11 protein-coding genes are annotated in these 14,380 nt (G+C 71.0%); all 11 read left to right on the plus strand.

Annotated features, from left to right (window positions below):
- Window positions 1-31 precede the first annotated feature (31 nt).
- The 11 genes from pheS (at window position 32) to tyrS (ending at window position 14,005) form a co-directional block, all read left to right on the plus strand.
- A complete protein-coding gene (gene pheS, locus OXR63_RS14010) occupies window positions 32-1,072 on the plus strand; it encodes a phenylalanine--tRNA ligase subunit alpha (RefSeq protein ID WP_267424236.1) in 1,041 nt (346 codons plus the stop codon).
- A complete protein-coding gene (gene pheT / locus OXR63_RS14015) occupies window positions 1,072-3,564 on the plus strand; it encodes a phenylalanine--tRNA ligase subunit beta (protein WP_267424238.1) in 2,493 nt (830 codons plus the stop codon). Before pheS ends, pheT begins: the two co-directional genes overlap by 1 nt.
- A gap of 75 nt (window positions 3,565-3,639) precedes the next feature.
- Complete coding sequence (locus tag OXR63_RS14020; protein ID WP_267424240.1) at window positions 3,640-4,737, plus strand: N-acetyl-gamma-glutamyl-phosphate reductase; 1,098 nt, start codon at window positions 3,640-3,642, stop codon at window positions 4,735-4,737.
- Between the two features lie 107 nt (window positions 4,738-4,844).
- Window positions 4,845-5,951: a bifunctional glutamate N-acetyltransferase/amino-acid acetyltransferase ArgJ gene (argJ, locus tag OXR63_RS14025; protein WP_374116139.1), complete on the plus strand. Its 1,107-nt coding sequence runs from the start codon at window positions 4,845-4,847 to the stop codon at window positions 5,949-5,951.
- Entirely contained in the window at window positions 5,951-6,961 is a 1,011-nt protein-coding gene (gene argB, locus OXR63_RS14030) for an acetylglutamate kinase (RefSeq protein WP_267424244.1), read from the plus strand. Before argJ ends, argB begins: the two co-directional genes overlap by 1 nt.
- Entirely contained in the window at window positions 6,958-8,184 is a 1,227-nt protein-coding gene (locus OXR63_RS14035; RefSeq protein ID WP_267424246.1) for an acetylornithine transaminase, read from the plus strand. The genes argB and OXR63_RS14035 overlap by 4 nt, the downstream gene beginning before the upstream one ends.
- Window positions 8,181-9,161 (plus strand): ornithine carbamoyltransferase, encoded by a 981-nt coding sequence (gene argF / locus OXR63_RS14040; protein ID WP_267424248.1) that lies wholly within the window; start codon window positions 8,181-8,183, stop codon window positions 9,159-9,161. The genes OXR63_RS14035 and argF overlap by 4 nt, the downstream gene beginning before the upstream one ends.
- Window positions 9,162-9,188: 27 nt before the next feature.
- Window positions 9,189-10,385, plus strand: coding sequence for an argininosuccinate synthase (locus OXR63_RS14045; protein WP_267424250.1), 1,197 nt, complete (start codon window positions 9,189-9,191; stop codon window positions 10,383-10,385).
- A gap of 99 nt (window positions 10,386-10,484) precedes the next feature.
- Window positions 10,485-11,954, plus strand: a complete 1,470-nt coding sequence (gene argH / locus OXR63_RS14050) for an argininosuccinate lyase (protein ID WP_267424252.1) — start codon at window positions 10,485-10,487, stop codon at window positions 11,952-11,954.
- Window positions 11,951-12,613: a DNA-3-methyladenine glycosylase gene (locus tag OXR63_RS14055; protein WP_267424254.1), complete on the plus strand. Its 663-nt coding sequence runs from the start codon at window positions 11,951-11,953 to the stop codon at window positions 12,611-12,613. The genes argH and OXR63_RS14055 overlap by 4 nt, the downstream gene beginning before the upstream one ends.
- 75 nt (window positions 12,614-12,688) lie before the next feature.
- Window positions 12,689-14,005, plus strand: a complete 1,317-nt coding sequence (gene tyrS, locus OXR63_RS14060) for a tyrosine--tRNA ligase (RefSeq protein ID WP_267424256.1) — start codon at window positions 12,689-12,691, stop codon at window positions 14,003-14,005.
- The last annotated feature ends 375 nt before the right edge of the window (window positions 14,006-14,380 follow it).

The raw sequence follows: 14,380 nt of genomic DNA on the forward strand, positions 1-14,380 counted from the left end.
GGTATCCCAGGGGCCGGTAGGCTCTGGTGCTGTGTCAGAACCTCTCGAGATCAGCGAATCGGCCGTCGCCGACGCGGTCGACGCGGCCCTCGCCGCAGTCCGTGCCGCCACGACGGTCGCCGAGCTCAAGCAGGCCAGGGCGGAGCACACGGGCGAGCAGTCGACGCTCGCACGCATGAACGCGTCGATGCGCAGTGTGCCGCCGGAGCAGAAGGCCCAGGCGGGCAAGCTCGTCGGCCAGGCCCGCGGTCGGGTCAACGGTGCGGTCGCTGAGCAGGAGTCCGTGCTCGCCGAGGCCGAGGAGCGCGCACGCCTCGACGCGGAGCGTGTCGACGTCACCGCGCTGCCGTCCACCCGCACCCCGGGCTCCCGGCACCCGCTCTCGCTGCTGAACGAGACCGTGGCCGACATCTTCGTCGGCATGGGGTGGGAAGTGGCGGAGGGCCCCGAGCTCGAGCACGAGTGGTTCAACTTCGACGCGCTGAACTTCGACCAGGACCACCCCGCGCGGGCGATGGCGGACACCGTCTTCGTCGAGCCGGTCGAGCGGCACCTGGTCATGCGCACGCACACGTCGCCGGTCCAGATCCGGTCGCTGCTGTCGCGGGAGCTGCCCCTCTACGTCATCGCGCCCGGCCGGGTCTACCGCGCCGACGAGCTCGACGCCACGCACCTGCCGGTCTTCACCCAGGTCGAGGGCATCGCGATCGACAAGGGCCTGACGATGGCGCACCTGCGCGGGACGCTGGATCACTTCGCGCGGCAGATGTTCGGCGACGAAGCCCAGATCCGGCTGCGCCCGAACTACTTCCCGTTCACCGAGCCCTCCGCAGAGATGGACGTCTGGCAGCCGAACGCCAAGGGCGGCGCGCGCTGGGTCGAGTGGGGCGGGTGCGGCATGGTCAACCAGAACGTCCTGCGGTCGGCCGGCATCGACCCCGACGAGTACCAGGGCTTCGCCTTCGGCATGGGCATCGAGCGGACGCTCCAGTTCCGCAACGGCCTGAACGACATGCGTGACTTCCTCGAGGGCGACATCCGCTTCTCGCAGCAGTTCGGAACGGTGGTCTGATGCGCGTCCCACTCCGCTGGCTCGGTGAGTCGGTCGACCTGCCCGACGACGTCACCCTCGAGCACGTCCACGCGGCGCTCGTGTCGGTCGGCTTCGAGGAAGAAGCGGTCCACGCCAACGACCTGACCGGTCCCGTCGTGGTCGGTCGAGTGCTCGAGCGCGTCCCGGAGCCACAGAAGAACGGCAAGACGATCAACTGGTGCCAGGTGGACGTCGGCGAGGCCGAGCCCCGCGGCATCGTCTGCGGTGCGCACAACTTCGACGTCGGCGACCTCGTCGTGGTGACGCTGCCCGGTGCCGTGCTGCCCGGACCGTTCCCGATCGCCGCGCGCAAGACCTACGGCCACGTGTCGGACGGCATGATCGCCTCGGCGCGGGAGCTCGGACTCGGGGACGAGCACGACGGCATCCTCCGCTTCGCCGACCTCGGCATGGAGCCCACCGTCGGCCAGGACGCCATCGCGCTCCTCGGCCTCGACGACGCCGCGGTGGAGATCAACGTCACCCCGGACCGCGGCTACGCGCTGAGCATGCGCGGCGTCGCCCGCGAGTACTCCCACGCCACCGGTGCCTCGTTCCACGACCCGGTCGACCGCGTCGCTCCCCGGTCCGGTGACGGGTTCTCCGTCACCATCGACGACCGGGCCCCGATCCGCGGTCGGGTCGGCTCGTCCACCTTCGTCACGCGGGTCGTCCGCGGCATCGACGCCTCCCGCCCGACACCGGCCTGGATGGTGTCCCGCCTGTCGCTCGTGGGCGTCCGCTCGATCTCGCTGCCGGTCGACATCACGAACTACGTCATGTTCGAGCTCGGGCAGCCCCTGCACGGCTACGACCTCGGCACGGTGCGGGGCGGACTCGGCGTCCGTCGTGCGGCACTGGGGGAGACCCTCACGACGCTCGACGACGTCACCCGGAAGCTCCACCCCGAGGACCTCGTCATCACCGACGACGACGGCCCCGTGGGTCTCGCCGGCGTGATGGGCGGCGCCCGCACCGAGATCACCCCGAGCACCTCGGACGTCCTGATCGAGGCCGCCGGCTTCGACCAGGTCTCCATCGCCCGGACCGCCCGTCGCCACAAGCTCCCGAGCGAGGCCTCCCGTCGCTTCGAGCGTGGCGTGGACCCCCTCGTGGCCGAGGCCGCCGCCAACCGCGCGGTGGAGCTCCTCGTCGAGCTGGCCGGTGGCACGGCGGACACCCTCGGGTCGACGCTGGTTGACACCACCCCGCGGCCCGTCGTGACCATGCGCCTGTCCCGACCGTCCGAGCTGATCGGCGTCGAGTACTCCGAAGCCGAGGTCATCGACACCCTGCGCGCCCTCGGTGCGTCCGTGGACGTCGACGGCGAGCAGCTCGCGGTCACGCCGCCCACCTGGCGCCCGGACCTGATCGACGACACCACCCTGGTCGAGGAAGTGGCCCGCATCGTCGGCTACGACCGCATCCCGAGTGTCCTGCCCGTCGCTCCGCCCGGACGGGGCCTCACCGCGCACCAGCGGGCACTCCGCCGCGTGGCAGCAGCACTCGCGGCCGACGGCCTGACCGAGGTCGTCACCGCGCCGTTCGTGTCGCCGGCGACCGCTGCGGCGTACCCGGGGATCGACGCCGAGGGCGGCCCGAGCGTCGTGCTCGCGAACGCCCTGGACAGCGCACAGGACCTGCTCCGTCGCAGTGGGCTGCCCGCGCTCGTCGACGTCGCCCGCCGCAACGTCTCCCGTGGCCTGGTCGACCTGGCCGTCTACGAGACCTCGCGGGTCTTCCTCCCCGAGACCGACGCCGAACTCGGCACCACCGAGGTCCCGGTCGGCGCCGAGCACCCCGGCGCCGAGACGCTCCTCGCGCTCGACGCAGCCCTGCCGGCGCAGCCGTTCCACGTGTCGGCGCTCCTGACGGGCAACCGCCTCGTCAAGCAGCCGGGCGTCCTCCCGCAGCCGTTCGGCATCGCGGACGCGCTCGACGTCGCCCGCACCGTGGCCTGGGCCGCCGGGGTCGACCTCACCGTCGCGCAGACCACCCACCCGTCGCTCCACCCCGGCCGCGCCGCGTCGCTGCTGGTCGGCGACACCGTGGTCGGCGTCGCGGGTGAACTGCTGCCCGAGCTGACGGCCGCCGCGGACCTGCCCCGGGTCGTCGCCGTCGTGGAGATCGACCTCGACGCGGTGGTCGCCGCGGTCCCGGACGCCGTGCACGTGGCGCCGATCGTGTCCTACCCGGCGGCGACCCAGGACCTCTCACTCGTGGTCGGCGTCGACGTCCCCGCGGGCGATGTGCTCGAGGTCGTCCGCGCTGGCGCCGGAGAGCTGTTGGAGTATGCTCGCCTCGTGGATGACTACCGGGGCTCCGGCGTGGACGAGGGACAGAAGTCCCTGACGTTCGCGCTGCGCTTCCGCGCCACGGACCGCACCCTGACCGCTGCCGAGGCCTCCGTGGCCCGTGACGGCGCCGTCCGACGTGCCGGCGAGCGATTCGGGGCGACCCTGCGCGACTGATCCCACTGGGACCAGCACCGCCCGGGGCCGCCGCCTCAGATCCTCGACGAACAGTCCGACCGAAGGTGGAATCCCATGTCCGTATCCGTCGCCGTGGCGGGAGCCAGTGGCTACGCGGGTGGTGAGCTGCTGCGCATCCTCTCCGCCCATCCCGAGTTCGACGTCAGGACGGTCACCGCGTTCTCGAACGCCGGGCAGCCGCTCGTCGCGACGCAGCCGCACCTCCGGTCGCTGTCGCACCTGACCCTGGTCGAGACGACGGCGGACACGCTCCGTGGGCACGACGTCGTCTTCCTCGCGCTGCCGCACGGACAGTCCGGAGCCATCACGGCCGAACTCGACGACGACACCCTCGTGGTGGACTGCGGCGCCGACCACCGGCTGACGGACCCGGCAGCGTGGGACACCTTCTACGGTGGCGAGTACCACGGGGCGTGGACCTACGGGCTGCCCGAGCTCCTGCACGCGGCACCGACCCCGGGTTCGGCGGACGAGTGGCGCGACGTCGACGACATCGTCGCGCAGAGCCGGCAGCGGACCGAACTCGCGTCGACCAAGCGCATCGCGGTCCCCGGGTGCAACGTGACGGCGATCACGCTCGGCATCCAGCCGGGCATCCAGGCCGGGCTCGTGCACGGCGACGACATCGTCGCGGTGCTCAGCGTCGGGCCGTCCGGTGCCGGCAAGAAGCTCGAGCCGACCTACCTCGCAGCCGAGATCATGGGCTCCGCCAGCGCGTACGCCGTCGGCGGGAAGCACCGGCACGTCCCGGAGATCCAGCAGAACCTGCGAGTCGCGGGGGCTTCAGACGTCTCGATCTCCTTCACCCCGGTCCTCGTGCCGATGTCGCGCGGCATCCTCGCGACCACCACCGCCAAGCTCGCGCCCGGCGTCAGCGCGCGGGACGTCCGCCTCGCCTGGGAACAGGCCTACGCGGACGAGCCCTTCGTGCACCTGCTGCCAGAGGGCCAGTTCCCCCGGGTCGCGGACACCATCGGCGCGAACACGGCGCTCATCGGCGTGACGGTCGACGAAGCGGCCGGACGCGTCGTCGCGGTGACGGCGCTCGACAACCTCGCCAAGGGCACCGGCGGTGCAGCCGTCCAGTCGGCGAACATCGCACTCGGACTGCCGGAGACCCTCGGCCTCAGCGTGGACGGAGTCGCACCGTGACCGAAGCGAACCAGCAGGACCAGGCCGCACCGAGCCTCCAGGCCCCGACCAACGGCCAGGGCGTCACCGCGGCAGCGGGCTTCCGTGCCGCCGGCGCCACCGCCGGGCTGAAGGCGAGCGGCACGCCCGACGTTGCCCTCGTCGTGAACGACGGCCCCGAGTCCGCGGTCGCCGCCGTCTTCACCAGCAACCGCGCCCAGGCGCACCCCGTCATCTGGTCGCGCCAGGTCGTCGGCGACGGTGTGGCACGGGCGGTCTTCCTGAACTCCGGCGGCGCGAACTGCTTCACCGGGGCGTTCGGGTTCCAGACGACCCACTTGACGGCCGAGGCCGTGGGTGACGCGCTCGGCATCGGTGCCGGTGACGTCGTCGTCTGTTCCACCGGTCTCATCGGCCGCGGTGACCAGACGTTCCGCGACCACGTCCTGCACGGCGTCGCACTCACCACCGACGCGCTGTCCGAGACCGGCGGCCCGGACGCGGCCGCCGCGATCATGACGACGGACACCCGGGCCAAGCAGTCGGTGGTGACCGAGGACGGCTGGACCGTCGGCGGCATGGCCAAGGGCGCCGGCATGCTCGCGCCGGGGCTCGCGACGATGCTCGTCGTGATCACGACCGACGCGCTCCTCACCTCCGACGAGCTCGACCAGGCCCTCCGGGCAGCCACCCGGGTCACGTTCGACCGCGTCGACTCCGACGGCTGCATGTCGACGAACGACACCGTGGTGCTGATGTCCTCCGGCGCGTCCGGCGTGACGCCAGAGGTCGGCGACTTCCAGGAGGCCCTCACCGTCGTCTGCGCCGACCTGGCCCGCCAGCTCCAGCAGGACGCCGAGGGAGCCAGCCACGACATCGCGATCCACGTCGTGAACGCCGCGACCGAGGACGATGCCGTCACGGTCGGCCGCAGCGTCGCCCGGAACAACCTGTTCAAGGCGGCCGTGTTCGGCAACGACCCCAACTGGGGCCGGGTGCTGGCGGCGATCGGCACGACCGACGCCGAGTTCGACCCCTACGCGGTGGACGTCTCGATGAACGGCGTGCGGGTGTGCCACGCGGGTGCGCCCGACCGTCCGATCGACGAGGTCGACCTCACCCCGCGCGACACCGACGTGCTCATCGACCTCGGGGTGGGGCCGTACTCGGCGACCATCCTGACGAACGACCTGACGCACGACTACGTCCACGAGAACAGCGCGTACTCCAGCTGATGGCCGACGACACACGCAGCAAGCAGCACGAGCACGAGCTCGCCGCCGTCAAGGCCGCGACGCTCATCGAGTCCCTGCCCTGGCTGAAGCGCTTCTCCGGCAAGATCGTCGTCGTCAAGTTCGGCGGCAACGCCATGGTGAACGACGACCTCAAGCGCGCCTTCGCCGAGGACATGGTCTACCTCCGCTACGCGGGCCTGCATCCCGTCGTGGTGCACGGCGGCGGCCCGCAGATCTCCGCCGCGCTCAAGGAACAGGGCATCGAGTCCGAGTTCCGCGGCGGCTACCGCGTCACCACGACCGAGGCGATCACCGTCGTCCGCGACGTCCTGGCGGGCGAGGTCAACCGCGAGATCGTCGACCTGATGAACGAGCACGGCGACGGCATCGGTGTCGGCGTGTTCGGTGACGGCGGCTCGCTGTTCACCGGCGAGCAGAAGGGCGTGGTCGTCGACGGCGAACACTTCGACCTCGGCCACGTCGGTGACATCACGCACGTCGACCCGTCCGGCGTCCTCGCGGCCATCCGGGCGAACCAGATCCCGGTCGTGTCGAGCATCGCGATCGACGACGCCGACCACGACCAGGCGCTGAACGTGAACGCCGACGCCGCGGCAGCCGCACTCGCGATCGCCCTGGGCGCGTCGAAGCTGCTGATGCTGACCGACGTCCCCGGGCTGTACCGCAACTGGCCCGACCGCGACTCGCTCATCGACCTCATCGCGGTCGAGGAACTCCGCGAGCTCCTGCCGTCGCTCGAGTCCGGGATGATCCCGAAGATGACCGCGTGCCTCGACGCCGTGGTCGGCGGGGTCGGTGGCGCGACGATCATCGACGGCCGCATCCCGCACTCGATCCTGCTCGAGGTCTTCACCCTGCGCGGCGCGGGCACCGAGGTCATCCCGGACCCGAGCAGGCGCACCGAGAACCAGAACACGCACGCCGAGATCGGCCGACGCGGTCCGGCAGTGACGCACGACATCACGCAGACGAAGGGAACCGCACGGTGAGCACCGAGACGCAGACCGAGACCTGGAACGACCGGTTCGGGGCGTCGCTGATGCGATCCCTGACGCCGCCGAAGATCATGCTCGAGCGCGGTCAGGGCTGCCGTGTCTGGGACGTGGACGGCAACGAGTACCTCGACTTCCTCGCCGGCATCGCCGTGAACTCCCTCGGCCACGCCCACCCGGCCCTGGTCGAGGCCATCAGCGACCAGGCGGCCAAGCTCGTGCACGTCTCGAACTACTTCGCGACCCCGCCGCAGCTCGAGCTCGCCGAACGCCTCAAGCGCATCTCCGGCGCGGGTGACGCCGGCCGCGTGTACTTCGGCAACTCCGGAGCAGAAGCCAACGAGGCCGCCTTCAAGCTCGCGCGCCTGAACCGCGGTGGCGACGGCCGGAAGACCCGCATCCTCGCGTTGAAGCAGGCCTTCCACGGCCGCACGATGGGGTCGCTCGCGCTCACCGGCAAGCCCGCGCTGCAGGAGGACTTCCTGCCGATGATCCCGGGCGTCGAGCACATCGACACCTCGATCGCGGCACTCGAGCACGCCATCGACGACACCGTCGCGGCGCTGTTCATCGAGCCGATCAAGGGCGAGGCCGGCGTGGTCGACCTCCCCGAGGGCTTCCTCGCCGCCGCCCGGCGCCTGACCGAGCAGCACGGTGCGCTCCTCGTCCTCGACGAGATCCAGACCGGAGTCGGCCGCACCGGTTCGTGGTTCGCCTTCCAGAAGCACGGCATCGTCCCGGACGCCATCACGGTCGCCAAGGGCATCGCCGGCGGCTTCCCGATCGGCGCGCTCGTGACCTTCGGGTGGGCGTCCGACCTGTTCTCCGCGGGTCAGCACGGCTCGACCTTCGGCGGCAACCCGCTCGGCACCCGCGTCGCGAACGCCGTGCTGACCGAGATCGAGTCCGCCGGGCTCGTCGAGGGCGCCGTCACCAAGGGCGAGCGGATCCGCAGTGGCATCAGTGCCCTCAGCTCGCCGCTCGTGGAAGAGGTCCGGGGGACCGGACTCCTGATCGGCGTCGGGCTGCACCTGCCCGTCGCAGCCGCGATCGCCGCCGCCGCGCTCGAGCGCGGCCTGATCATCAACGCCCCGAACGAGTCGAGCCTGCGCATCGCGCCGCCGCTCATCGTCACCGACGCCGAGATCGACGAGTTCCTCGCGATCCTCGCCCAGAGCATGGCATCCGTCGAGGGCGCCCACCAGGAGACCCCAGCATGACCCGCCACTTCCTCCGTGACGACGACCTGACCCAGGCCGAACAGTCCGCGATCCTCGACCTCGCCGTCGAGATGAAGCGCGACCGCTGGGGCGCCAAGCCCCTCGCCGGCCCGCAGAGCGTCGCCGTGATCTTCGACAAGTCGTCGACCCGCACCCGGGTGTCCTTCCACGTCGGCATCAGCGACCTCGGCGGCAGCCCGCTCATCATTTCGACCGCCAACAGCCAGCTCGGCGGCAAGGAGACCCCGTCCGACACCGCCCGGGTGCTGGAGCGCATGGTGTCCGCGATCGTCTGGCGCACCTACGGCCAGGCCGGGCTCGAGGAGATGGCCGCGAGCACGTCCGTGCCCGTCGTGAACGCGCTCTCCGACGACTTCCACCCCTGCCAGCTCCTCGCGGACCTGCTCACCATCCGGGAGCACCGCGGCGCCCTCGCCGGCCAGACCATCGCGTTCGTCGGTGACGGTGCGAGCAACATGGCGCACTCGTACCTGCTGGCCTGCGCGACGGCCGGCATGCACGTCCGCGTCGGCTCCCCGAGCGCGTTCTCGCCCACCCCGCAGGTGGTCACGGACGCCGAACACCGCGCCGCCGAGACGGGCGGATCCGTGCTCGTCGTGACCGACCCGGTCGCCGCGGTCGCCGGCGCCGACGTGGTCGTCACCGACACGTGGGTGTCGATGGGCAAGGAGGACGAGAAGCAGCAGCGACTCGACACCTTCAACGGCTACCGCGTCGACGACGCACTGATGGCCCACGCAGCCGACGACGCGGTGTTCATGCACTGCCTGCCGGCCGACCGCGGCTACGAGGTGACCGCCGACGTGATCGACGGCCCGCGCAGCATCATCTGGGACGAGGCGGAGAACCGTCTCCACGCCCAGAAGGCCCTGCTCGCCTGGCTCCTCGCCGCGAACACCGCGAGCGCGGCCACCGCCGCGAACACCGCGAGCGCGGCCACCGCCGCGAACAACTGACCCCCCAACACCCCTAGGAGACATCACATGGCAGACCGCGTCGTACTGGCGTACTCCGGAGGACTCGACACCTCCGTCGGCATCGGCTGGCTCAAGGACGCCACCGGCAAAGAGGTCGTCGCGCTGGCGGTGGACGTCGGCCAGGGTGGCGAGGACATGGAGGCCATCCGGCAGCGCGCGCTCGACTGCGGCGCGGTGGAGTCGGTCGTCATCGACGCGAAGGACGAGTTCGCCGACGACTACCTCGTGCCCGCCCTCAAGGCCAACGCGCTCTACCAGAAGCGCTACCCCCTGGTCTCCGCGCTGAGCCGCCCGCTCATCGCGAAGCACCTGGCCCTGACCGCCAAGCAGCTCGGCGCCGACAGCGTCGCGCACGGCTGCACCGGCAAGGGCAACGACCAGGTCCGCTTCGAGGCCGCCGTGGCCGCGATCGCCCCCGACCTGACCAGCGTCGCCCCGGTCCGTGACCTCGCGCTCACCCGCGACAAGGCGATCGTCTACGCGCAGGAGCACAACCTGCCCATCCTGCAGAGCAAGAAGTCGCCGTACTCGATCGACCAGAACGTCTGGGGTCGCGCGGTGGAGACCGGGTTCCTCGAGGACCCGTGGAACGCCCCGATCGAGGACCTCTACGCCTACACGCAGGACCCGGCGATCGCTCGCGACGCCGACGAGGTCACGATCACGTTCGAGCAGGGCATCCCGGTCGCGCTCGACGGCCAGCGCTTCAGCGTGCTGCGCATCGTGCAGGAGCTCAACGCCCTCGCCGGCAAGCACGGCGTCGGCCGCATCGACGTCGTCGAGGACCGTCTCGTCGGCATCAAGTCGCGTGAGGTCTACGAGGCCCCGGCCGCGATGGCGCTCATCGCCGCGCACGAGGAGCTCGAGAGCCTGACCCTCGAGCGTGACGTGAACCGCTACAAGCGCGGTGTCGAGTCCGAGTGGGCCGACCTGGTCTACGACGGCCTCTGGTTCGGTGGGCTCAAGCGCTCGCTCGACGCCTTCATCAACGACACCCAGCAGTACGTCTCGGGCGACATCCGCATGCAGCTGCACGGCGGCCGCGCGACGGTCACGGGTCGCCGCAGCGAGCAGTCGCTGTACGACTTCGACCTCGCGACCTACGACACCGGCGACACGTTCGACCAGTCGCTGTCGAAAGGCTTCATCGAGATCTGGTCGCTCCCGTCCAAGATCTCCGCCCGCCGCGACCTGGCGAACTGACCCGCTCCGGACGGCGCGACCAGTCGGTCGTGCCGTCCGGACCGCCGGGAGGCCCGACCCGCCTCCGCCAGACCGACCCACGAGACGACGCAGGACGACATGACGGACGCACCCCGGGCCTCCAGGCCGGACGCCGAGCACACCAAGACCGACGGCACCAACGCCGGCGCCCTCTGGGGCGCCCGGTTCGCGGACGGGCCGAGCGCCGAACTGGCCGCTCTGTCCAAGTCGACGCACTTCGACTGGCAGCTCGCGCCCTACGACCTCGCCGGCTCCCGGGCGCACGCCAGGGCCCTGCACACCGCGGGGTACCTGACCGCGGACGAGCTCGAGGCGATGACCGCCGGGCTGGACCGCCTCGACGCCGCCCACGCCGACGGCTCCCTGCAGCCGGACGACTCGGACGAGGACGTCCACGGCGCCCTCGAACGCCTGCTCATCGCGGACCTCGGCCCGGTCCTCGGCGGCAAGCTCCGTGCCGGTCGCAGCCGCAACGACCAGATCGCCACGCTCGGGCGCATGCACATGCTCGACCACGGGCGACGGATCGGCCGGATGGTGATCGACCTCGTCGACGCGATCAGCCAGCAGGCCAGCGAGCACCAGGGCGCGATCATGCCGGGCCGCACGCACCTGCAGCACGCGCAGCCGGTCCTCCTCGCGCACCACCTCCTCGCGCACGCGTGGCCGCTGGTGCGTGACCTCGAACGTCTCCGCGACTGGTCCGGCCGCGCCAGCGTGAGCCCGTACGGCGCCGGGGCACTCGCGGGCAGCTCCCTCGGCCTCGACCCGACGGCGATCGCCCTCGAGCTCGGCTTCGACCGTCCCGCGGAGAACTCGATCGACGCCACCGCTGCCCGGGACACGGTCGCCGAGTTCGCCTACGTCCTCGCGCAGATCGGCATCGACGTCTCGCGCCTGGCCGAAGAGGTGATCCTGTGGAACACGAAGGAGTTCGGCTTCGTCCGGCTCCACGACGCGTTCTCCACCGGGTCGAGCATCATGCCGCAGAAGAAGAACCCCGACATCGCCGAACTGGCGCGGGGCAAGTCCGGCCGGCTCCTCGGCAACCTCACCGGGCTGCTCGCGACCTTCAAGGGCCTGCCGCTGGCCTACAACCGCGACCTACAAGAGGACAAGGAGCCCGTCTTCGACTCCGTCTCGACGCTCGAGGTCCTGCTGCCCGCGTTCACCGGCATGGTCGCGACCCTGTCCTTCGACACCGACCGGATGGCGGAGCTCGCGCCGCAGGGCTTCTCGCTCGCCACCGACGTGGCGGAGTGGCTCGTCCGACAGGGCGTGCCCTTCCGCGACGCCCACGAGGTCTCGGGCGCGCTCGTCCGGTACTGCGAGGAGCGCGGGATCGAACTCGACGACCCGACCGACGAGGAGTACGCCGCCGTCTCGGAGCACCTCACGCCCGACGTCCGCGCCGTCCTCACCATCGAGGGCAGTGTCGCCTCCCGCTCGGGAGTCGGCGGGACCGCGCCCGACCGTGTCGCGGAACAGCTCGCGACGCTCACGCAGCGCGTCCGCGACCTGGCGGCGGGAGCGCCCTTCACCCGATGACGCGTGCTGCGCTCGCGGTCCTCGCGGCGCCGGCCCCGGTGTCGGCGCCCGCCCTGCTCGGTGCCACGCTGTCCGGCAAGGGCGTCACGCTCCGCATCACCGAGGTCGAGGCCTACTTCGGTCCCACCGATCCCGGATCCCACGGACACCGCGGGATGACCGACCGGAACCGCAACCTGTTCGGGCCCGCGGGGACGCTGTACGCCTACCGCTCGTACGGCATCCACACCTGCGTCAACGTGGTCAGCGGTGACACCGGGACGTCCTCCGGGGCACTGCTCCGCGGTGCCGAGGTGGTCGACGGAGTCGACACGGCCCGGGGGCGTCGAGGCCTGACCGTCTCGGACGTCCAGCTCGCTCGGGGTCCCGGCAACCTCGGTGCGGCGCTCGGTGCGGTCCTCGGCACGGACGACGGCACGTCGGTCCTCGACGGTTCCGGTCCGTACGTGCTCGCCCTGGCTCCCGGCCTGGAGGCGCGGATCACCGCCGACGGTCCCGCTGCGGTCCTCGCCGAACTCGCGTCCGACCCCGGCATCCGTCGTGGGCCGCGGACCGGCGTCGCCGGCCGCGCCGGTGGCGCGAGCTTCCCGTGGCGGTTCTGGCTGCCCGGTGAACCGACCGTCTCGACGTACCGACGGCACAAGGGCGCGGTCGACTGACGGGGCCGAGCCGGGCCTCCCGGCTGCGTTCCCTGCCGACCTGACGGCGTCGGTGACCGCCGCTACGATGGACCGGTGTCCAGTGATACCGCTCCCGACGTCCTGACGCGCCAGCAGAACGACCCCACCTTCGCCTCGGTGTGGGACGAACTGCGCTGGCGCGGTCTGGTGCAGGTCTCGACCGACGAGACCGCCCTGCAAGCGGCCCTCGACGGTGACCCGATCACCTACTACTGCGGCTTCGACCCCACGGCACCGTCCCTCCACTGCGGCAACCTCCTGCAGCTCCTGACCATGCGTCGGTTGCAGCTCGCGGGGCACCGACCACTCGCGCTCGTCGGGGGATCGACCGGGTTGATCGGGGATCCGCGACCCACGGCGGAGCGCACGCTGAACACCCGCGAGACGGTCTCGAACTGGGTGAGTCGCCTGCAGGAGCAGGTCTCTCGGTTCCTCAGTCCGGACGGTGACAACGGCGTGCGGCTCGTGAACAACCTCGACTGGACGTCGCCGCTGTCGGCGATCGACTTCCTCCGCGACATCGGCAAGTACTTCCGCGTGAACTCGATGCTGAAGAAGGACGCCGTCGCGGCACGGCTGAACTCGGACGCGGGGATCAGCTACACGGAGTTCAGCTACCAGATCCTGCAGGGGCTCGACTACCGGGAGCTCTTCCTGCAGTACGGGTGCACGCTGCAGACCGGTGGCTCCGACCAGTGGGGCAATCTGACGTCGGGGACGGAGCTGATCCGACGTGCCGAGGGTGCGACCGTGCACGCGCTCGGCACCCCGCTGATCACGAACTCCGATGGCACCAAGTTCGGCAAGAGCGAGGGCAACGCGATCTGGCTCGACGCCGAGATGACGTCGCCCTACGCGCTGTACCAGTTCTGGCTCAACACCGCGGATGCCGACGTCATCGCCCGACTAAGCGAGTTCACCTTCCTGCCCAGGGCGGAGATCGAACGGCTCGAGCAGGCGGTCGCCGACGAGCCCTTCCGACGGGAGGCCCAGCGGACCCTGGCGTTCGAGGTCACCTCGCTCGTGCACGGGGTCGATGCGACCCAGGCGGCGATCGATGCGTCGGCGGCGCTGTTCGGCAACGGGGACCTCGAGGCCCTCGATGCCCAGACCCTGCGGTCCGCGATCGCCGAGCTCCCGGGGTCGGTGTCCCTCGATCCGGGTGACGACCTGGCGAAGGCCCTCGTCGAGACCGAGCTGGTGAAGTCCCTCGGGGAAGCCCGACGCGCGATCGACCAGGGCGGGGTCTACGTGAACAACGCCCGAGCCGACGACCCGACCGCGACGCTGGCCGACCTCGCTCTGCCCGGGGGAGTGCTCGTCGTCCGCCGAGGCAAGAAGACCCTCGCCGGCGTGACGCTCACCGCCTGACCACCGCTTGCCCGAAGCCCGGTTCTCCCTTGTGGGGACCGGGCTTCGTCGCGTTCCGGCGCCCGTGTTGCACGATGCGACACGCCCGGGATCTGGCCTGGCTTGGCGCTCTGGCCGATCCGCCCGTAATGTTTCCTCTCGTCACCCCAAAGGTGCGGCGGAGCGGCTGGAGCGAAAGCCCAGAGCACGTCGGCCCTCAAGCGGGACCATCCTCCACAGGAGTTCGGAACTGGCCTTGCGCCAACCGGCTCCGACGCCTAGGATGACTACTCCACCGGTTCTCTCCTACGGGATGAGCCACAGAACCTGCTGGTACGACAAGTACCTCAGGGTTCGACGACATCGGTGGTCAAACCAAGAACGAATGCCTCTCTA

It is taken from the genome of Curtobacterium sp. GC_Cur_3 (assembly GCF_026544205.1).
Classification (GTDB): Bacteria; Actinomycetota; Actinomycetes; order Actinomycetales; family Microbacteriaceae; genus Curtobacterium.